The sequence below is a fragment of the Amycolatopsis sp. 3B14 genome (assembly GCF_050958625.1).
In the GTDB taxonomy this organism is placed as follows: domain Bacteria; phylum Actinomycetota; class Actinomycetes; order Mycobacteriales; family Pseudonocardiaceae; genus Amycolatopsis_E; species Amycolatopsis_E thermoflava.
In genome coordinates, this window is the sequence record NZ_JBHZEN010000023.1 from 1 (window position 1) to 19,444 (window position 19,444).

General features: G+C 71.6%; 21 protein-coding genes and 1 tRNA gene. 19 read left to right on the forward strand and 3 right to left on the reverse strand.

Features of this window, described 5'->3' with window-relative positions; all coding sequences use genetic code 11:
- The 3 genes from ACCP09_RS12865 to ACCP09_RS12875 all read left to right on the forward strand — a co-directional run.
- Positions 1-776: FAS1-like dehydratase domain-containing protein (locus tag ACCP09_RS12865; protein ID WP_433746105.1), on the forward strand; the 776-nt coding region annotated here is incomplete at its 5' end.
- Positions 773-1,561 carry an HpcH/HpaI aldolase/citrate lyase family protein gene (locus ACCP09_RS12870; protein WP_433746108.1) on the forward strand — a complete coding sequence of 263 codons (789 nt, stop codon included), beginning with the start codon at positions 773-775 and terminating at the stop codon, positions 1,559-1,561. The genes ACCP09_RS12865 and ACCP09_RS12870, both read left to right, overlap by 4 nt.
- 304 nt (positions 1,562-1,865) lie before the next feature.
- Positions 1,866-1,939 (forward strand) — tRNA-Arg (locus ACCP09_RS12875).
- A 56-nt stretch (positions 1,940-1,995) separates the two neighbouring features.
- Here the strand turns inward: ACCP09_RS12875 and ACCP09_RS12880 are convergent.
- A complete protein-coding gene (locus ACCP09_RS12880; RefSeq protein WP_433746110.1) occupies positions 1,996-2,715 on the reverse strand; it encodes an AraC family transcriptional regulator in 720 nt (239 codons plus the stop codon).
- Positions 2,716-2,751: 36 nt separating this feature from the next.
- On the opposite strand from ACCP09_RS12880, the gene ACCP09_RS12885 reads away from it, so the two are divergent.
- Positions 2,752-3,414, forward strand: a complete 663-nt coding sequence (locus ACCP09_RS12885) for an SDR family NAD(P)-dependent oxidoreductase (RefSeq protein WP_433746113.1) — start codon at positions 2,752-2,754, stop codon at positions 3,412-3,414.
- Here the strand turns inward: ACCP09_RS12885 and ACCP09_RS12890 are convergent.
- On the reverse strand, positions 3,408-4,334 hold the full coding sequence (locus ACCP09_RS12890) for a LysR family transcriptional regulator (RefSeq protein WP_433746116.1): 927 nt from the start codon (positions 4,332-4,334) through the stop codon (positions 3,408-3,410). The two genes, ACCP09_RS12885 and ACCP09_RS12890, sit on opposite strands and share 7 nt — an antisense overlap.
- A 93-nt stretch (positions 4,335-4,427) precedes the next feature.
- On the opposite strand from ACCP09_RS12890, the gene ACCP09_RS12895 reads away from it, so the two are divergent.
- Together ACCP09_RS12895 and ACCP09_RS12900 are read left to right on the forward strand one after the other, a co-directional pair.
- Complete coding sequence (locus tag ACCP09_RS12895) at positions 4,428-5,522, forward strand: alcohol dehydrogenase catalytic domain-containing protein (RefSeq protein ID WP_433746118.1); 1,095 nt, start codon at positions 4,428-4,430, stop codon at positions 5,520-5,522.
- A gap of 33 nt (positions 5,523-5,555) precedes the next feature.
- The gene (locus ACCP09_RS12900) at positions 5,556-6,071 is read left to right on the forward strand and encodes a hypothetical protein (RefSeq protein WP_433746121.1); all 516 of its coding nucleotides are present in this window, start codon (positions 5,556-5,558) and stop codon (positions 6,069-6,071) included.
- A gap of 11 nt (positions 6,072-6,082) precedes the next feature.
- Here the strand turns inward: ACCP09_RS12900 and ACCP09_RS12905 are convergent, their stop codons facing one another.
- Positions 6,083-6,283 (reverse strand): alpha/beta hydrolase, encoded by a 201-nt coding sequence (locus ACCP09_RS12905; protein WP_433746124.1) that lies wholly within the window; start codon positions 6,281-6,283, stop codon positions 6,083-6,085.
- Positions 6,284-6,733: 450 nt separating this feature from the next.
- Between ACCP09_RS12905 and ACCP09_RS12910 the strand changes: the two genes are divergently transcribed.
- From ACCP09_RS12910 to ACCP09_RS12970, 13 genes are all read left to right on the forward strand, one after another.
- A complete protein-coding gene (locus ACCP09_RS12910) occupies positions 6,734-7,498 on the forward strand; it encodes a lysostaphin resistance A-like protein (protein ID WP_433746127.1) in 765 nt (254 codons plus the stop codon).
- Between the two features lie 10 nt (positions 7,499-7,508).
- Positions 7,509-8,690: a sensor histidine kinase gene (locus ACCP09_RS12915; protein ID WP_433746130.1), complete on the forward strand. Its 1,182-nt coding sequence runs from the start codon at positions 7,509-7,511 to the stop codon at positions 8,688-8,690.
- Positions 8,687-9,370, forward strand: coding sequence for a response regulator (locus tag ACCP09_RS12920; protein WP_433746132.1), 684 nt, complete (start codon positions 8,687-8,689; stop codon positions 9,368-9,370). The genes ACCP09_RS12915 and ACCP09_RS12920 overlap by 4 nt, the downstream gene beginning before the upstream one ends.
- A 333-nt stretch (positions 9,371-9,703) precedes the next feature.
- Positions 9,704-10,477: an IclR family transcriptional regulator gene (locus ACCP09_RS12925; RefSeq protein ID WP_378362772.1), complete on the forward strand. Its 774-nt coding sequence runs from the start codon at positions 9,704-9,706 to the stop codon at positions 10,475-10,477.
- On the forward strand, positions 10,470-11,327 hold the full coding sequence (locus ACCP09_RS12930) for an isocitrate lyase/PEP mutase family protein (RefSeq protein ID WP_433746135.1): 858 nt from the start codon (positions 10,470-10,472) through the stop codon (positions 11,325-11,327). Before ACCP09_RS12925 ends, ACCP09_RS12930 begins: the two co-directional genes overlap by 8 nt.
- Positions 11,320-12,582, forward strand: a complete 1,263-nt coding sequence (locus tag ACCP09_RS12935; RefSeq protein ID WP_433746138.1) for a 3-isopropylmalate dehydratase large subunit — start codon at positions 11,320-11,322, stop codon at positions 12,580-12,582. The genes ACCP09_RS12930 and ACCP09_RS12935 overlap by 8 nt, the downstream gene beginning before the upstream one ends.
- Positions 12,579-13,112 carry a 3-isopropylmalate dehydratase gene (locus ACCP09_RS12940; protein ID WP_237335237.1) on the forward strand — a complete coding sequence of 178 codons (534 nt, stop codon included), beginning with the start codon at positions 12,579-12,581 and terminating at the stop codon, positions 13,110-13,112. The genes ACCP09_RS12935 and ACCP09_RS12940 overlap by 4 nt, the downstream gene beginning before the upstream one ends.
- Positions 13,109-14,110 carry an ABC transporter substrate-binding protein gene (locus ACCP09_RS12945; RefSeq protein WP_237335236.1) on the forward strand — a complete coding sequence of 334 codons (1,002 nt, stop codon included), beginning with the start codon at positions 13,109-13,111 and terminating at the stop codon, positions 14,108-14,110. The genes ACCP09_RS12940 and ACCP09_RS12945 overlap by 4 nt, the downstream gene beginning before the upstream one ends.
- On the forward strand, positions 14,107-14,925 hold the full coding sequence (locus ACCP09_RS12950; RefSeq protein WP_237335235.1) for an ABC transporter ATP-binding protein: 819 nt from the start codon (positions 14,107-14,109) through the stop codon (positions 14,923-14,925). Before ACCP09_RS12945 ends, ACCP09_RS12950 begins: the two co-directional genes overlap by 4 nt.
- Positions 14,922-15,731 (forward strand): ABC transporter permease, encoded by an 810-nt coding sequence (locus ACCP09_RS12955; protein ID WP_433746144.1) that lies wholly within the window; start codon positions 14,922-14,924, stop codon positions 15,729-15,731. The genes ACCP09_RS12950 and ACCP09_RS12955 overlap by 4 nt, the downstream gene beginning before the upstream one ends.
- Complete coding sequence (locus ACCP09_RS12960) at positions 15,728-16,489, forward strand: ABC transporter permease (RefSeq protein ID WP_433746147.1); 762 nt, start codon at positions 15,728-15,730, stop codon at positions 16,487-16,489. Before ACCP09_RS12955 ends, ACCP09_RS12960 begins: the two co-directional genes overlap by 4 nt.
- Positions 16,486-17,901 (forward strand): MmgE/PrpD family protein, encoded by a 1,416-nt coding sequence (locus tag ACCP09_RS12965; protein ID WP_433746149.1) that lies wholly within the window; start codon positions 16,486-16,488, stop codon positions 17,899-17,901. Before ACCP09_RS12960 ends, ACCP09_RS12965 begins: the two co-directional genes overlap by 4 nt.
- An 11-nt stretch (positions 17,902-17,912) precedes the next feature.
- Entirely contained in the window at positions 17,913-19,412 is a 1,500-nt protein-coding gene (locus ACCP09_RS12970) for a long-chain-fatty-acid--CoA ligase (protein WP_433746152.1), read from the forward strand.
- The last annotated feature ends 32 nt before the right edge of the window (positions 19,413-19,444 follow it).

The window sequence follows — 19,444 nt, forward strand, 5'->3', positions numbered from 1 at the left end:
AGCCGGCGCGGGCGCTGGGCGGGTTGCTGGACGTGCCGGTGCCCGACCTGTCGCGCGAGGGGCTGCCGTTGTTGTGGCACTGGCTGTATCTGCTGGACCGCCCGGCGCAGGCGGATCTGGGGCCGGATGGGCATCCGGTGCGTAACTGTATGCCGGCGCCGCCGGGGCCGGGGCGGCGGCGGATGTGGGCCGGGGGCCGGGTCCGCACCCGTGGGGTGTTGCGGTGCGGGGAGCCGGCGACGCGGCGCACCCGGGTGGCCTCGGTGGCCGACAAGCAGGGCCGGTCCGGGCCGTTGACCTTCGTGACCGTGGAACACCTGATCTCCCAGGGCGGCCGGGTGGTGGTCGAGGAGCGGCAGGACATCGTCTACCGGCCCGCCACCACCGGTGGGCTGCCCGCGGCCGAGGGCGCCGAGGTGGTGCCGGCCGGGCCGGGTGAGTGGGCGATCGAGGTGACACCGACGTTGTTGTTCCGGTTCTCCGCGCTGACCTACAACGCGCACCGGATTCATTACGACCGCGACTACGCCCGCGACGTGGAGGGCTACCCCGGGTTGCTGACCCACGGGCCGCTGCAGGCGCTGGCGATGGCCGAAGCCGCCCGCGCCACCGGTATCGGCGGTGACGTCGAATTCTCCTACCGGCTGGTGGCGCCACTGTTCGACCACCAGGGCCTGATCACCACCGCCACCAAGGAACCCGACAGCGTAGCCACGGCGGTGCGGGACCGGTACGGGCGGCAGACCGCCACCGGCGTCCTGCGGAGTGCCGCATGATCGCCGGGGCGCGGAGTTTCCTGTTCGTGCCCGGCCACCGCCCCGACCGGTTCACCAAGGCCGCCGCCTCCGGCGCCGACGTGGTCGTGGTCGATTTGGAAGACGCCGTCGCCCCCGAGCACAAAGCCTCGGCGCGGGAACACGTGCGGTCGTGGCTGGCCGCCGGAAACCCGGCGGTGGTGCGGATCAACGGCCCCGGCACCCCCTGGTTCGACGCCGACCTCACCGTCACCCACCAGGCCACCGCGGTCATGGTGCCCAAGGCCGAAGACCCCGCCGTGCTGGAATCACTCGGCGCCCCGGTGATCCCGCTGATCGAAACCGCCCTCGGCATCACCCGCGCCGTGGAGGTCTGCGCCGCCGAGAACGTCGTACGGCCCGCGTTCGGCAGCATCGACCTCGCCACCCAACTCGGCGTCGACCACCGCTCCCACACCGCCCTGCACCACGCCCGCTCCACCCTGGTACTCGCCGCCGCGACCGGACGCGCCGCCCCGATCGACGGCGTCACCACCGCACTGGACGACCCGGCCGTCCTCCAAGCCGACCTCGCGCACGCGATCGAGCTCGGCTTCACCGGCAAACTCTGCATCCACCCCCGCCAGGTCGGCCCCGTGCACGAGGCCTGCACCCCCACCGCCGCGGAGATCGAGTGGGCGGAGGGGGTGCTGGCCTCGGTGGGTGACGGGTCGGTGGGTGTCCACAACGGACAGATGGTGGACCGCCCGGTCATCCTGCGCGCCCAGGCCATCCTGGCCCGGGCGCGGGAGGAAACCGCCTCTTAGACGACCGGTCACGTGCCCCATTCGGGATTGTCCCCCGGCAACCGCAACCACCCCGCTGGCGCCGAAAAACAAGATTGACGCACCCGGCGTGCAGTGGGCACCATGTCCGCACACGATCACCGAGGGGGAAGCCATGACGGACAAGCGAAAGCGAGAGACACGGCGCCTGCCGGTCGCGCTTGCGTGCCCGTCCACTGGCCTGCGCCGCGGTGCTCCCTCGTCATGACGTGATCACCTCATGACGAGGGAGCCGCCCATCGGGAACCCCGATCCGGGCGGCTTTTTCGGTTCTCCATCACTTCAGGCCCCTGTAGCTCAGCAGGACAGAGCGCCGCATTACGGATGCGGAGGCCCCAGGTTCGAATCCTGGCAGGGGCACCGGGCGACGGTGCGGGGTCGCGACACGCCCGCCATTGGCAACCGGTGGGAAGACCTCACTCAGCGGTCCGCCGACGGGCGTACCGCCCGGGAGCTGATCCGGTGACGCGGGCGAACGCCGTGCTGAACGCGCTCGTCGAGCCGTAGCCGATCTGCCGGGCGATCTCGGCGATCGGCTGGGTCCCTTGCCGCAGAGCGCGTTTGGCGATGGCCATCCGCCAGGACAGCAAGTACTCGATCGGCGTCAGGCCCACGCGGCGGGCGAACCGCTCGGCCAGGACCGAACGGGAGATCCGCGCCTCGGCCGCCAGGTCGGCCACCGTCCAGGGCCGGGCGACGTCCGCGTGGATCGCGTGCAGGGCAGCCGCCACCGGCGGGTCGCTGAGGCCTGCCAGGAGGTTGGCCGGCGGGTGCTCCAGTGTCGCCGGAGCGCTGCGCAGCGCCTCGACCAGCATCACTTCGACGAGCCGGGACAGCACCAGCGACCCACCGGGCCGGTCCGCGCCGGCTTCGTCGCCGATCAGTTCGAGCAGCTTCGCGATCCGCCCGGCGCCGTCGGTGCCCGCCCGCAGGTGGACCACCGTCGGCAGCAGGTCCAGCAGGAGATGGGCGTTCTCCGGCTCGATCGCGAAATGCCCCGCGAGTAGCCGCGTAACTTGCCCTTCTCCGCTGCCCAGTCTCAAGTGGTTGTCCGGAGCGCCGGCCAGTGCCCGTTCCCCGTCGACGACGTCCCCGCCGAGGTCACTGCTGAAGGTGAAGGCGGGCGGGCCGGACAAGAGCAGGAAGTCGCCCTCCGCGAGCGGAACCGGGGCGTGCTCGACGTCACCGACCCGGACTCGATCCAGGCCGCCCTGGCACGCTTCGGCCGGCTCGACTGCGTCGTCAACAACGCCGGCGCCGGGCTGTTCTCGGTCTTCGAGTCCACCCCGATGGCTACCGTCCGGGCGCTGTTCGAGACCAACGTGTTCGGGATGATGCAGGTGACGCAGGCCGCCCTGCCGATCCTCGGAGCCCAGGGCGGCGGGCGCCTGATCGCGATCAGTTCCGGGGCGGGGATCGTCCCCGAGCCACTGCTGTCGGTGTACAGCGCGACCAAGTTCGCGGTCGAAGGCTTCACCGAATCCCTGCGCTACGAGGCAGCCGCGCGCGGGGTCTCGGTCAAGCTCGTCGAGCCCGGCTTGGTGCGGGGGACCAACTTCCTCGCCCGCACCGCCGAGAGCGCTCAGGCCGTCCCCGTCCCGGCCGGTTACGAGCCGCTCGTGCGGCAGGTGATGGGCGCGTTCGAGCAGGAGGGACCCTACCGGCTCGCGACCGCTCAGACGGTGGCCGAAGCCGTCGTCGCCGCGGCTGAGGACGACAGCACGCAACTTCGTTACCTCGTCGGCGAAGACGTGGAGAACTCCGTCCGGATGCGCCGCGAGACGTCCGAAAAGGACTACAACGACTGGGCCCTGGCCCGTGTTGGAGGTCAGTGAGCTCGCCGGCCCTCGGAGCTCTGATCGAGGACGGTCGAGGTGATCGCCTGGGTGACCGCCGAGATCGCCGGCGTGGCAGGGCCGGGCAGCCGGGCCACGAGGACCCTGCGGACCTCCGGTGGCGCGCCCTGGACCCGCAGGGAAATCACGCCCGGCGGCAGCACCGGCGACAAACCTTCCGGGATCGTCGTGACGCCGAAACCACCGGCGACCAAGTGCAGTTTCGTCAGCCAGTCCCGTGCATTGTGGACGATGTGCGCTCGCCCCGGCAGGCCCGGCCAGACACCGAGCAGTGGCTCCCCGCTCGACGACGGGCTGGCGATCCACGGCGCGCCGACCAGTTCGTCGACGTGCACGGACGTGCGGCCCGCGAACGTGCCGGTGGCCGACGCCGCCACGAGAAGCTCGGTGTCCTGGACAACGGTGGTGTGCAGCCGTGGTGACTCGCCGTCCGGTGGCCGGTGCGGTGGGCGTGAGGTGAGCACGGCGACGTCGATGGAACCGGTGCGCAACGCCCGGGCCATGCTGGGCGTGGTGCCTTCGCGGGTGGCGACCCGGACCCGTGGCGCTGTCCTGGCGAGCCGGGCGAGCGCGGCGGGCAGGATCACCGGGCCCGCGCTGAGGACCAACCCGAGCCGCACGAGTTCCGTTCGAGGAGCCGCACCGATCAGGTCCCGCTCGGCCGCGTCGACCGACTCCAGGATCGTCCGGGCATGGCGCAGCAGCGTCAGTCCGCGCTGGGTGAGCCGCACCCCGTCGGTCCGCCGCTCGAACAAGGTGGCTCCGACGCTGCGTTCCAGGGCGATCGCCTGCCGCGAGACCGCGGACTGCGTGTAGCCCAGCTCCGCGGCGGCAGCGGTGAAGCTGCCCGATTCGGCGATCTGACACAGCACCCGCAGGCTCGCGCTCGACACGTCCATGCTGACCACGCATACCAGAGATGCCGGATCATCGCTTCCCGCATGTCCCCTGCCGGGCCTAGCGTGGCGGAGGACGAGACAGGAAGGTTTTCCATGCGTGCAGCGACACTCACAGCTTTCGGCTCCCCGCTCAAGGTGCACGACGCCCCGGACCCGCGAACCGGCACCGGTGAGGTGCTGGTCGAGGTCCTGGCGACCTGCGTGCCCCCGTACGCGACCGATGTGTTCAGCGGTGCCCGGCGCTACCCGCTGGAACCACCGGTCGTGCCGGGCGTCGGCGGCATCGGCCGGGTGGTGAGCGTGGGGCCGGACGCCACCAAGCTCAAGGTGGGGGATGTGGTCTGGTGCGACTCGACGGTCCGCGCCCGCGACGACGCCCTGACACCGGACATCACGCTGCAGGGTTGGAGCTCCCGCGGCGAGGGCGGCGCCGAGCTGGCCCGGTACTTCCACGACGGGCCGTTCGCCGAACTCATGCGCGTGCCCACGGAGAACGTGTACCCGCTGCCCGCCGGGGCCGCGGCCGATCCCGCACGCTGGTCCGTGCTGGGCGTGCACACCATTCCCTACGGCGGGCTGCTGGCGGGCCGGCTCGAGGCCGGGGAGACGCTGCTGGTCAGCGGGGCGACCGGCAACCTCGGCAGCAGCGCGGTAGCCGTCGCGCTCGCCATGGGCGCCGGGCACGTGGTGGCCCCGGGCCGCAACCGGGCCGTCCTCGACCTGCTCGCCGACCGGTTCGGCGCGCGGGTGAGCCCGGTCGAGCTCAGCGGAGACGAAGACACCGACCGTGCGGCCATGGCGGCGGCTGCCGACGGCCAGATCGACATGGTGCTCGATCTCCTGCCGCCCGAGGCGCCCAGCTCGGTGGCCCGCGCGGCAGCCATGACGGTGCGCGAGTACGGGCGGGTCGTGCTGATGGGTGGCGTCGGCATGCTCGGCGGTGCGGATCTGGCCCTGCCCTACCCCTGGATCATGCGCAACTCGGTGACCGTCCGGGGCCAATGGATGTACCCGCGCGCGGCGAACGTCGGCATGATCCGCCTCATCGCGACGGGAGCCCTGGACCTCGCGCCCGAACGCATCACCCGGTTCGGCCTCGACCAGGTCAACGAGGCGGTCGCCCACGCCGCGGCCCACGGCGGCCCCTTCGACCGCACCGTCCTCACCCCGGGGGCCGGCAATCGCTAGTCTCGGCATCCCGATCAGGAAGGCGATGCCGGTATGCCCCGCACCCGGAACGTGGACGACGCGTACTACGGCGAACTGACGATCCACACCGACGCCGAGCGCGGCGTGGTCGAGGTCTCCGGGGAGCAGGTTCCTGCGGTCGTCATCCGGCGTTCCCCGGACGCCGAGGTGACCGGGTTCGTGCCGATCGGAACGAGGAAAGCCGACCACCTGACCATGTCGGTCGACGGCGCCGGGGCCGGGCTGCGACCCGGCCCCGGGAAGCTGACCCGCGCCTCGTACCGGGTCGACGTGACGCTGGCCGGCACGCACTACCGGTTCGCACCGGACTCCGACGACTACACGCTGCTCAAGCGCGACGGCGCCGGGCTCGCCTCGTTCGGCCTGGACACCGCAGGGAAGTTCACGGTGTTCTGGCAGGCCCGGCGCGAGGACTCGCGGCCGGCGGACGCCGCGATCGGATACGCCCTGTCGGTGGCCTTCCGCACCGGCGCACTGGGCATCTTCACGGTCCTGTTGAACGGCTCCGAGAACGTGCCGCGGCCGTGACCCCCGCTCGGTCATCCCTGTCCGGTGCGGTGGAGGTTCTCGTCCGGTAGCCGGCCGGTGGTCAGGAACGTCACCGTCGCCTGGTCCACGCAGGTGGAGCCTTGGCCGTAGACGTAGTGGCCGCCGTTGTCGGCGCCGACGAAGCCCCCGCGCCGACCGAGGACCTCGGCGAGCCTGCAGCACCTGGCCGTCCGTCTCGGTGAGCGCGCCATCGGCCAGGTGTGCGGCGGCCGCCCAGAACTGGGCCAGCACCGGGAGGGGCTCGTTGTGCAGCGGGAGGTTGTAGGTGACGTTGCGCAGCATCGATCTGGTCAGCGCCAGCGGCGTGCCCGGCACGGGCGCGGGGGCGCGGTCGAGGCGGTCGGCGAGTTCCAGGTAGTTGCGCGTGACCGCGTCGGCGGTGCTGCCCAGTCCGAGCACGGCTGCGATCCGAGCCGCGTCCGGGCAGCGACATTTCCGTAGTCCGCACTGAGTCCCCCGAGCGAGCTACCCGAATCGTCGTCTCTCTGGGGATTTCACGCCCGCCGTGCGCTCGTAACGTTCGTGGCGGTCACCGGATCGCGGTGGCCACCGTCAACGGGAGGTCGCGAGTGGACGCGGGAGTTGTGGCGAGCACGGGTCACAGAGCTGGGAAGTTCGACCGCGTCCTGCGGTTTCCGCTCGTGTGGTTGCTGGTCGGGATCGTCGGTGTCGGCGGGGTGTCGGCACTGACCTCCGGCGGGCCGCCGGCGCTGGCCGTCGTCGGGGCGGTCGCGGCGGTCGCCGTCTACTGGCTGGTCATGCGCTACGTCGCGCGACGGAGCACGCCGGAACTCCTGTCGGCGCGGGCGGTGCCCCGCGCGTTGACCGGCGTCGTGCTCGGGGTCGTGTTCATCGCCACCTCGGTGGTCGTCGTGCTGACCGAGTTCTCGTTCACCGCGTCCTCGGGCGACAAGGGCGCGATCGTGGCGACGGTGGTGGCGGTGCAACTGGGAGCGGCGGTGACCGAGGAGCTGATCTTCCGCGGCCTCGCGTTGCAGGCACTGGAACGGTTGTTCGGCAGCTGGGTCGCGCTGGCCGTCACCGCGGTGTTCTTCGGTCTCGTGCACCTGGCCAACCCCGGCGCCACGCTGTGGAGCTCGTTCGCGATCGCCGTCGAGGCCGGTGTGCTGCTCGGCGCCGCGTTCCTGTGGTGCCGCGACATCTGGCTGGCCATCGGCCTGCACTTCGCCTGGAACACCAGCGTGGGGCTGCTCGGCATCCCGGTCTCCGGGCATCCGGGGGCCGGCGTACTGGTCGCCGAGCCGACCGGCCCCGACCTGCTGACCGGCGGCGGTTTCGGCCTCGAGGCGTCGATCGTGCCCGTCGTCGTGAGCCTGGTCCTCGCCGTGCCGATGCTCGTCGCCGCGCGCAGGCGCGGCAACCTGGTGCCGATGCGCGGTCGCTAGACTCCGACGAGTGCTCGCCGACACGGCCGCCTCCCTCCGCGCGGTGGTCCGCCAGTGGCCCCGTCTCCCGGTTCTCGTCAAGGACACCGCGTTGGCGGTGGTCGTCGCGGTGCTGGCCTTCGTGCCCGCGATCGCCCACATCGGACCGGAGATCGGCGACCTCCCGCGACGCGACGCCGGCGCGGTGGCCGGGCTGGTGCTGACCCTGGCACTGTGCCTGCCGCTGGCGGTGCGGACCCGGTGGCCCGCAGTGTGCCTCGCGCTCGTCGGCAGCGCCTTCGCCGTCGGTCAGGTGCTCGGCTACCCGGACACGTTCGGCAAGATGGGGCTCCTCCTGGCGTTGTACGCCGCCGGTGCGCACCTCGCCCGGTTCCGTCGCAGGCTGGCCGCGGCGGTCACGGTGGCCTACGCCGTGCTCGCGGTCGTCCTGCACACCCTGGGGGCGCCCCCGCGGTTCCTCGACTACCTCGCGTTCTACCTGATGATGGCGGTGATCTGGTTGGCAGGGACCGGGGTGCGCCGGTGGCGCGCGGAACAGGCCGAACGCGAACGGCTGGCCGCCGAGGTGGCCACGTCCACCGAGCGGGCGCGGATCGCCCGCGATCTGCACGACGTGGTCACCCACCACGTGACGGCGATGGTGGTCCAGGCCGACGCGGCGCAGTTCCTGCTCGACACCGAGCCGGCACGTGCCGGGGACGGGCTGAGCGCCATCAGCGACACCGGACGCCGGGCGCTCACCGAACTGCGGGCGCTGCTCGACGTGCTCGAGGTGACCGGCGACAACCCGGTCCCGGACCGGACGCCGGCCATCGGCCGGGTGAGTGACCTGGTCGAGCAGGCCCGGTTGTCCGGACAACCCGTCGAATGGACCGAAGAGGGCGTCAGCAGGCCGCAGCCCGTCGACGTGGAACTGGCCGCCTACCGCGTCGTGCAGGAGGCGCTCACCAACGCGATCAAGCACGCGACCGGGCAACCGACCACGGTCCTGCTCCGGCACGGCGAGGAGCACCTGGAGATCGAGGTGACCACCACCGGGCCCGCCACCGCACCGGTGGCGCCGTCCGGCGGACGAGGGCTCCGCGGGCTGCGGGAACGGCTGCGGATGCTCGACGGTGACCTGGTCGCCGGACCATGCCCGGGCGGCGGTTTCCGTGTCCACGCCCTGATCCCGTCGGGCAGCGCGGCATGACCGCGCCGATCCGCGTGCTGATCTGCGAGGACCAGGAGCTGGTGCGCACCGGCTACGTCACCGTCCTGTCGACACCGCCCGACCTGACCGTCGTCGGCGAGGCGGCGGACGGCCGCGAGGCGGTGGCAATGGCGCGCCGGTTGCGCCCCGACGTGGTCGTGATGGACATCCGCATGCCCGTCCTGGACGGCATCGAGGCGACCAGGCAGATCGCCGGCCCCGGTGTCGAGGCGCCGCCGAAGGTGCTGGTCGTCACCACCTTCAACGTCGACGCGTACGTCTACGAGGCGTTCCGCGCCGGTGCCAGCGGTTTCCTCCTCAAGGACACCAAGCCGGCCCAGCTGGTCGAGGGCATCCGCACCATCGCCCGCGGCGAGTCCCTGATAGCCCCGGCCGTCACCCGGGGCCTGATCGGCCACTTCGCGGAACGGCTGCGCCCTGCCGACTCGTCCCGCGCGGCGCGGGACGAGGTCGTGCGGGCCCTGACCCGTCGCGAGCTGGAGGTCTTCGAACAGCTCGCCGCCGGCCTGTCCAACGCCGAGATCGCCGCGGCGCTGGTCCTGTCCGCGGAGACGGTGAAGACCTACGTCTCCCGCATCCTCAACAAGCTCGACCTACGGGACCGCGTGCAGGCGGTCGTCCTCGCCTACCGGGTCGGCTTGGTGTCCGAAGTGGACTGACGCCGTCGGCGCTCGGTCAGCCACTTGTCGACGGTGGCGCCCTTGGCTCGGCGATCGCGCAGCTGGTAGGCGCGGAGCCAGACCGCCGTCGATGCCGTAGCGGGGAATCCGGTCGTAAGCCTCCGTGTATGCCGCAGAGAACGGTCGGCCGGAGTCTTATCGCACTTCCCCGACCCTGTCGCAGCACCGGCGAACCCGCTGGTCAGCACCGCCCCAGTTGTCGCAAGTCCCGACTGCGCACGTCCGCGGAGCTTGACGTGACCGGGCTCACCCCTCTACCGTCCAAAACCGCTATACGGTTTTCGAAACCGCAGAACGGTGCTTGGAGGATGGATGGCTGAGCCGGGGGTGCGCGTGCTCGGGCGCGCGTGCGACGTACTGGATTGCTTCACCGAGGCCGAGCCTCGGCTCGGGGTGGCGGACATCCGCGCCCGCACGGGGCTGCCCGCGACGACCGTCGCGCGGATCGTGTCCACCCTCCTGCAGGAGGGGCTGCTGGTGCGGGAGGGCGACACCTACCGCGTCGGTCTGCGGGTGCTCGTCTGGAGCGCCCCGGCGCGGTCGGGGTCGAGCCTGCTCGGCGTCGCGCGGCCGTTCGTCGAGCAGTTGCGTGACGTGACGGGGGAGAGCGCCGGCCTGTACGTGCGCCAGGGCGCCACCCGCGTGCTGGTGGAGGCGGCCTCGTCCCACCACTCCGTGATCTACCGCGGCTACGTCGGCCAGGTGCTCCCGCTGCACGCCGGCGCGGCCGGCAAGTGCTTCATGGCCTTCGACGAGGCCGCGCTCGGGGCCGCGGTCGACGCCGGTCTGGAGCGCTACACCGACTCGACCGTCGTCACGCGCGCGGAGCTGGACCGACAGCTGGCCCAGGTGCGCGACCGCGGCTGGGCCTTCACCGAGAGCGAGCGCGAGGTGGGCCTGAACTCCGTCGCCGCCCCGGTGATGGGGTTCGGGGGACGGCCGGAGGCGGCCCTGGCGATCGGCGGCCCCTCGATCCGGCTCGACCGCGAGGAGGCCGAGCGTGTCGGCCCGATCGTCGCCGCCACCGCGCGGGCCATCGCCGCCCGCCTGGGGCACGTCCCGGCCGAGGAGCATGCCGATGTCTGACGCCACCGTGCTCGCCGGACTCCTGCGCCGCGAACGGCTGCTCGTCGCACCCGGCGTCTACGACGGACTCTCCGCCGCGGTCGCCGCGCGCGCCGGTGTCGAGGCGGCCTACGTCTCCGGCGCGGCCGTCTCCGCCGCCGAAGGCCTGCCCGACATCGGGCTGACCACCGTCACCGAGATGGCCCGCGCGATCGCCGTGGTCCGGCGGCACCTCGACGTCCCGGTCATCGCCGACGCCGACACCGGTTTCGGCGACGAGACCAACACCTTCCGCACCGTGCGCACCTACGAGGACGCCGGCGCGGCGGCCGTGCAGCTCGAAGACCAGGTGTTCCCCAAGCGGTGCGGCCACCTCGACGACAAGTCCCTCATCGCCGCCGACGAGTTCGCCGTCAAGATCGAGGCGGCGGTCGCGGCCCGCCGCCGGGGAACCCTGATCGTGGCCCGCACCGACGCGATCGCCGTCGAGGGTATCGACGCCGCGATCGACCGGGCGAAGGCCTACGTCGCGGCAGGCGCCGACGTGATCTTCGTCGAGGCGCCGCAGACCCTCGACCAGGTCGCGGCGATCCCGGCGGCGGTCGGCGTCCCCGTCATCTTCAACGTCGTCCCCGGCGGCAAGTCGCCGGAGGTGTCACGGGAGCAGCTGGAGCAGTTCGGCTACGCGGGCGCGATCCTGCCCGCCGCCACTGTCGGCGCCGCCTTCGCCGCCATGACCACAGCCATGTCCGAGATCGCCGGTGGCAGCCTCGTCTCCGGCCGCGTCACCGGACCACGCGCCCTGTTCGAAGCCGTCGGCCTCGACGAGTGGACCGCCCGGCGCGCACGAAAAGAGCCGGCCCGTGCCTGACACCATCATCGAGCGGATCCTCGCCCGCGCCGCCGGTCTCGACACCGTCCAACCAGGACAGATCGTCACCTGCGACGTCGACATGACCGTGGTGATCGACGTCCAGTTCGCCCACGACCGCCTCGCCGACGTCCGCGCGGTCCACGACCCGGACAAGGTCGCCGTCGTCCTCGACCACGCCGTCCCGGCGCCCACCCCGCGCGACGCCGGCCACGGCGCCAAGGCGCGCGCGTTCGTCGCCAAGCACGGCATCGACCGGTTCTACGACGTGGGCCGGCACGGCATCGTCCACCAGGTCATCGCCGAGCAGGGCCTCGTGCTGCCCGGGACCGTCGTGTGCTGCACCGACTCCCACACCTGCGCCGGCGGGGCGCTGAACTCCGCCGCACGCGGGCTGGGGCCGCTGGAGATCCTCCAGATGCTGTGCACCGGCCGCACCTGGTACCGCGTGCCGCCGACGATCCGCTACGAACTCACCGGCACGAAACCCGCCCACGTCAACGGCAAGGACATCTTCCTGACGATCTCCGGCCGCTACGGCGACGCCACCGACCACGCGCTGGAGCTCGGCGGCCCCGGCCTGGCGTCGGTGCCGATGTCCGACCGGCGGACCATCGCCACGCAGGGAGCTGAGATCGGCGCGGACTTCACGCTGTTCCCGTGCGACGCGCTCACCGAGGAGTTCCTGGCGGACGTGGCCCCGGGCACGGACTACACCCGCAGCGACCCCGACCCGGACGCCGCCTACGCCGACGTGCGCACGCTCGACCTCGGCGCCGTCGAGCCGATGGTGGCCCTGCCGGGCACCGTCATCAACAACGCCGTGCCGCTGTCCGGCCTCGACCGCACGCGCATCGACCAGGCGTTCATCGGGTCCTGCGCCAACGGGCAGCTCGCCGACCTGGAGGTCGCGGCCCGCGTCGTCGCAGGCCGCAAGGTCGCGCCGGGCGTGCGGCTCATCGTCACCCCCGCCTCCCAGCAGGTCTACCTGGAGGCCGTCCGGCGCGGCTACGTCAGCACCCTCGTTGAGGCCGGCGCCGTGGTCACCAACTCCACGTGCGGCGCGTGCTTCGGCTACCACATGGGGGTGCTCGCCCCGGGCGAAGTGTGCGTCACCTCCAGCACCCGCAACTTCCGCGGCCGCATGGGCAGCACCGAGGCACAGGTGTACATGGCCTCGCCCGCCACCGTCGCGGCGTCCGCGCTCACCGGCTACATCGCCGGGCCCGACCAGGTCGCGGAGGTGGCCGCATGACCTCACCCCTGCGCGCCCGGGGACGGGCCTGGGTGTTCGGCGACGAGATCAACACCGACGACATGTACCCCGGTTTCGCGATGAAGCTGCCCGTCGAAGAAGCGGCGCAGCACATGTTCGACGCAACCCGGCCCGGCTGGCCCAAGCTCGTCGAGCCGGGCGACATCGTCGTCGCGGGGCGCAACTTCGGCCTCGGCTCCAGCCGCGCGTGCGCCGAGCTGTTCGTCCACTTGGGAATCTCGTGCCTGGTCGCCGAACAGTACAACTCGCTGTTCCACCGCAACGCCCTCAACTACGGCCTCCCGGCGCTCACCGTGCCGGACGCGCGCACGTTGATCGACGAGGGCGACGTCCTCGACATCGACGCGGCCGCGGGCCTGCTGCGCAACGAAACCCGGGGGACCGAGCACCACATCGAGCCCCTGCCCGCCTTCGTCGTCGAGCTCATCGCCGGAGGCGGGCTGATCAACCGCCTGGAAGCCGCCGGCTTCCTGGATCGCAACGACGCGACCACAGGAGGAAACACATGAAGCGCGCGACAGCTCTGATCGCCGGCGCGGCCGCCGCCGCACTGGTGCTCAGCGGATGCGGAGGTAGCGCGGACACGGCCGGCGTGACCTCGTTCGACATCGCGGTCAGCAACGCCTCCGAGCCCTACTCGATCCCCTGGCTGGTCGGCAAGGACCAGGGCTTCTTCGCCAAGCGGGGCGTGACCATCGGTGAAATCGTGCCGGGCAAGGGCGGCGGCACCACCGTCCGCAACATGCTCAGCGGCGACCTGCCCATGGCCGACGTCGGCTTCACGTCGGTGCTGGAGTCCAGCGAAGCGGGCACCCCGCTGACCGTCGTGGCCGGCGCGACGCAGAGCGTCTACGGCCTCGACTTCTACACGCTCGCCGGCAACACGCGCGTGCAGACCATCAACGACGTCCACAAGTGGGCCTACACCAACCCGCAGTCGGTCACCCAGGCCCTGTCCTACATCCTGCCCAAGGTCGCGGGCGCGACCCAGGACATCGAGCGGGTCTCCTCCGGCGGTGCCGGCGAGGGAGTCGCGCTGCTGGAGGCCGGGTCCGTCGACGTCGCCGTCGTCCCGCCGTCGGTGGTGGCGAAGACCGGCAAGTTCCGCGTGGTCGTCTCCAGCGCCGACCACCTGAAGAAGTTCCAGCAGAGCGTGATCACCACGACCCCGGAGTTCGCCGAGCGCAACCCCGACACCGTCAAGGCCGTGGTCGCCGGCTACGCCGAAGCCGTCGACTTCATCCGCGCCAACCCCGCCAAGGCCGCGCAGCTCTACGCCGACTACATCGACATCGACGTCGCCGCGGCGACCACGATCGTCGAAAAGGCCATCAGCTACGACAACTGGGGCGCCGGCTTCGACGCCGAAGCCATCCAGCAGGCCGTCGACGCCCAGCGCCTCGCCATGAACCGCACCGACCTGAAGTTCTGCGACCTGTTCCAGAAGACCTACCTGCCCGCGAACGTGCCCGCCACGCTCCCGGCCGAATGCGAGGGCACCCGGTGAACACGCAGACGCAGGCGCAGCGCGGCACCGCGTCCACCACGACCACGCCGATCGTGCGCGTCGAAGGCGTGGAACAGCACTTCGGCCCCGTCCACGCGCTCGGACCCGTCGACCTCACCATCGGACGCGGCGAGTTCGTGTCCGTCGTCGGGCCCAGCGGGTGCGGGAAGTCGACCCTGCTGGAGATCATCGGCGCCCTCCAGGACCCGGCGCGCGGCCGCGTCGAAGTGGACGGCGCGCCGCTCACCGGTCCCCGCCGGCGCACGGCGATCGTCTTCCAGGAGTCGGCGACCCTGCCGTGGCGCACCGTCGTCGACAACGTCGCCTTCGCACTGGAGGTGCGCGGCGTCGGCCGGAAGGAACGACGGGACCGGGCCAGGGAACTCGTCGAGATCGTCGGGCTCGGCGGGTTCGAGAACCACTACCCGGCGCAGCTGTCGGGCGGCATGCGGCAACGCGTCGCCATGGCCCGCGCGATGTCCATGGACCCGGACCTCATCCTCGCCGACGAGCCGTTCGGCGCGCTCGACGAGCAGACCCGCATGCTGATGGCCGAGGAACTCCTCCGCGTGGTCGAGACCATCGGGTGCGGGGTCCTGTTCATCACCCACAGCATCCAGGAGGCGGTGCTGCTGTCGGACCGCGTGCTGGTGATGGGCCGCCGCCCCGGCACGTTCATCGACGAGGTCCCCGTCGATCTGCCCCGGCCGCGCGCGCACGCCGTGCTGGCCGAACCGGCGGCGACGGCGGCCCAGGAGCGGATCTGGGCGCAGATCCGCACCGAGGCCGAGGTCGCGATGAGGAGCGAGCGATGAAGACCAGGTCCTCTGTCGTCCCGTCCTACGTGCGGCCGACCCCGCGCCGGGTCGCCGGGCTGCCCTCCGCGGCGTGGACGGTCGTCCTCGTCATCGGGACCATCGCCGCCGTCGAGCTGTACGCGCGGTCGGGCGCGGTCTCCCGGCTCGACCTCATCCCGGTCAGCGAGATGGCCGCCCGCGCGATCGAGCTGCTCGGCGACCGCGAGTTCGTCGTCGGCGCGCTGCTGCGCAGCGTCCTGCTCATCTGCGTGAGCTTCGCCGCCTCGGCGGTCGCCGGGGTCGCCGTCGCCTACGCCATGGCCTGCTCCCGCTGGATGCACCGGGCCGTGAAGCCCTACGTCAACGTGTTCTACGCGCTCCCGGTCTTCGCGCTCTACCCGGTGATGGTGGTGATGTTCGGGACCGGCGTGCTGCCCATCGTCCTGCTGGCCACGTTGTTCAGCGTCGTCATCGTCATCTCGCACGCCCTTGTCGGGTTCGAGTCGACGCCGCCGATCGCCACCAAACTCGCCCGGTCCCTGGAGATGACCCGGGCGCAGCAGCTGCGCAAGATCCTGCTGCCCGCGGCGTTGCCGGACATCCTCGCCGGGCTGAAGCTCGGCCTGGCCTACGCGATCATCGCCGTGCTGGCCACGGAGTTCATCCTCGCCACCACCGGGCTCGGGCAGGTGGTCAACCGGGCCTACAACAACTTCGACACCCTCGACATGTACGCCGGCATCGTGTTCGTCAGCGTCTTCGCGCTGCTCGCCAACCTCGCGCTCGGTGCGGCGCTGAGCGCGTTCGACTGGCGGCGGCGATGAGCGCCCGCCGCAGCCCCGGATGGGTGCCGCCGCTGGTCTTCGCCGTCGCCCTCGTTGCGGTGTGGACGGTGACGGCCGCCCTCGCCGACAGCGCTGTCTACCCCGGACCCGGCGAGGCCCTGCGGAGCCTGCGGTCGGACATCACCGACAGCCGGTTCCTCGGCAGCGTCGGCGACACCGCCCGCGTGCTGCTGCTGTCCTACGCCGCGGCCATCGCCGCCGGCGCGGTCACCGGCATGCTGCTCGGCCTCAGCGCGTTCTGGTCGCGGGCCACCCTGCCGGTGGTGTACGCGCTCAACAGCGTCCCCAAGATCGTGCTGTACCCGATCTTCCTGCTGTTCCTGGGCATCGGCGACCTCAGCAGGGGTTCCTTCGCCTTCGTGTCCGGGGTGCTGCCGATGTTCCTGATCATGGTGGAGGCCACCGCCGGGGTGCGGCGGCTGCACCTGAAACTGTCGGCGAGCCTGGGCATGTCCCGGTGGTCGCTGCTGCGGCGGATCGTGGTGCCCAGCGTGCTGCCTTCGCTCGCCTCGGGCATGCGCCTGTGCTTCGGTCTCACGCTGATCGGGCTGCTGCTCGCCGAGATGTTCTCCGGTTCTTCTGGCCTGGGCTACGAGCTGCTGCGCAACCTGTCGCTGGCGCGGGTGGAGAACATCATCGGCCAGGTCCTCCTGATCGGGGTCCTCGCGCTCCTGCCGACACTGGCCCTGCAGCAACTGGAATCCCGCATCCGCAACCGCTACGAGGTGAGCGCGTGAACCCGACCGACCCCGACGGCGTGACCGGCCGGCTGGCGACCTGGATCGCCGGCCTGCGGCACGACGACATCCCGGACGCAGTGCGCGAGCGGGCGCGGCACCTCCTGCTCGATGGGCTGGTGTGCGCGCTGGTCGGAGCCCGGCTCCCGTGGTCCGAGCGGGCCGTGGACGCCGTGCTCGCCCTGGAGGGCAAGGGCGACGTGCCGTTGCTGGGCTGGGACCGCACCACGTCCGCACCCGCGGCGTGCCTGCTCAACGGCACCTTCATCCAGGGGTTCGAACTGGACGACTACCACGTGCGGGCGCCGCTGCACAGCAACTCGCTCGTCGTCCCGAGCGCGGTCAGCACCATCGCGACCCTCGACCGCACGGTGTCCGGGCGGGACCTGCTCACGGCGCTGATCGCCGGGTACGAGGTCGGTCCCCGTGTGGGGCTGGCGCTGCACGGCGCCGAAATGCTCTCCCGCGGCTGGCACTCCGGCGCGGTGTTCGGCACCCACGCCAGTGCTGCGACGTCGGCGTGGCTGCGGCGGCTGGACGCCGCGCGCGTCGAGGACGCCCTCGGGCTGGCCGCGACCCAGTCGGCCGGGCTGATGGCTGCCCAGTACGAGGCCATGTCCAAGCGGATGCACCACGGTTTCGCCGCCCGCAACGGTCTCTACGCCGCGGCGCTCGCCGAAGCCGGCTACACCGGGATCAAGCGCGTGTACGAGCGTGAGTACGGCGGGTTCCTCGCCACCTTCGGCGAGGGGCACGACCCGCGCGCGGACCTGATCACCGCCGGGCTGGGGGAGGAGTGGGTGCTCACCGACACCGGCGTGAAGGCCTACGCGGCCATGGCCGCCACCCACGCGCCCATCGACTGCGCGCTGGAAGCCCGGTCGCGCGGCATCACGGCCGAGGACGTCGAGTCGATTTCGGTGGAGGTGTCGCACGCCGCCTACCACCACGGCTGGTGGCGGCCGGAACGTCCACTCGAGACGATCGGCGCACAGATGAACATCGGCTACGCCGTGTCGGTCGCCCTGCTGGACGGCCAGGTCCTCGCCGGGCAGTTCACCCGCGACCGGATCGCCGCCGCCGACGTCTGGTCCGTGCTGGACCGCGTCGAAGTCCACCACTGCCCGGACTTCGACACGCCCCAGGACCGGTTCCGCACCCGCATGCGGCTGGTGCTGCGCGACGGCGGCACCGTGGAGATCGAGGTGGACGGCCCGCTCGGCGGCCCGACGCGGCCGCTGCCGAACCCGGCCGTGGTGGACAAGGCGCGCCGCCTCGCCGAGTCGATCGGCATCACCGGCCGGTGGGCGCGCATCGAGCGGATGGTGCTGGACCTCGATTCCCTGCCCGACGTGTCGGCCCTGGTCGGCGAGCTCGCGGCCGCCGTGCCCGCGTTGTCCGTGACCCTGTGAGAGGACCTCCCATGACGAACCTGGCCACCCTGCTCACCGGCACCGCCGCGGAACACCCCGACCGCACCGCGATCGTCATCGGCGACAACCGGATCGGCTACGCACAGCTCGACCGCGCCGCCAACCAGGTCGCGAACCTCCTGGCGCGCCACGGCGTGCGCCCGGGGGACAAGGTCGCGTTGTCCTCCCCCAACCTGCCGCACTTCACGATCGTCTACTTCGGAATCCTCAAGGCGGGCGCGACGGTGGTGCCGCTGAACGTGCTGCTCAAACCCCGCGAAATCGCCTACCACCTCAGCGATTCCGGCGCGGTCGCCTACTTCGCCTTCGAGGGCACCGCGGACTTGCCAATAGGTGAGTGGGCAGCGGAGGCTGTCTCAGCGACTTGCTCGCTGTTCGTCCTGCCCGTCGCGGCGGCCCCGCCCTGGGTGGACGAGCCCACCGAGTTCGACATGGCCGAGGTTGACGACGACGACACCGCGGTCATCCTCTACACCTCGGGCACGACCGGGCGTCCCAAGGGCGCGGAACTGCGGCACCGCAACATGCGCGACAACGCGCTGGCCGGCCGGGACCTGTTCGCCGCCGACCCGGCGAACCCGGACACCTACCTGTGCGTGCTGCCGCTGTTCCACTCGTTCGGGCAGACAGTCGTGCAGAACGGCGCCATCGCCTTCGGCGGCACGATCGTCATGCTGCCGCGGTTCGAGCCGCGGGCCGCGCTGGGGTTGATGCTCCGGGAGACCGTGACGTTCTTCGCCGGCGTGCCCACGATGTATTGGGGCCTGCTGGGCGCGCTGGACGAGAGCGTGGACGTGTCCGCGCTGGCCGCTCGCCTGCGCGTGGCGGTGTCCGGCGGCTCGGCCCTGCCGGGGGAGGTGCACCGGACCTTCCGGGAGCGGTTCGGCGTGACGATCCTCGAAGGCTACGGCCTGTCGGAAACCTCACCGGTGGCGTCGTTCTCCGTCTACGGCGAGGAACCCCGCGTCGGATCGATCGGCGTGCCCATCCCGGGAGTCGAGATGAAACTGATCGACGACGACTGGTCCGAGGTGACCGGCGAAGTCGGCGAGATCGCGATCAAGGGCCACAACGTGATGAAGGGCTACCACGGCCGCCCCGAGGCGACCGCCGAGGTGCTCAGGGACGGCTGGTTCCGCACCGGCGACCTCGCCCGCAAGGACGCCGACGGGTTCTACTACATCGTCGACCGTGCCAAGGACCTCATCATCCGGGGCGGCTTCAACGTGTACCCGCGTGAGATCGAGGAGCTGCTGATGACCCACCCCGCGGTCTCACTGGCCGCCGTCGTTGGCGTCCCCGACGCGTCCCACGGAGAGGAAATCAAGGCGGTGATCGTCCGCGCCAAGGACTCCGACGACGTCACCGAGGCCGACATCGTGGCCTGGTGCAAGGACCGGCTGGCCGCCTACAAGTACCCGCGCCTCGTCGAGTTCCGTGACACGTTGCCGATGACCGCGACGGGCAAGATCCTCAAGCGGGAGATCTGAGCACTCGACTTCAGATCCGCCGCGCCGCCCAA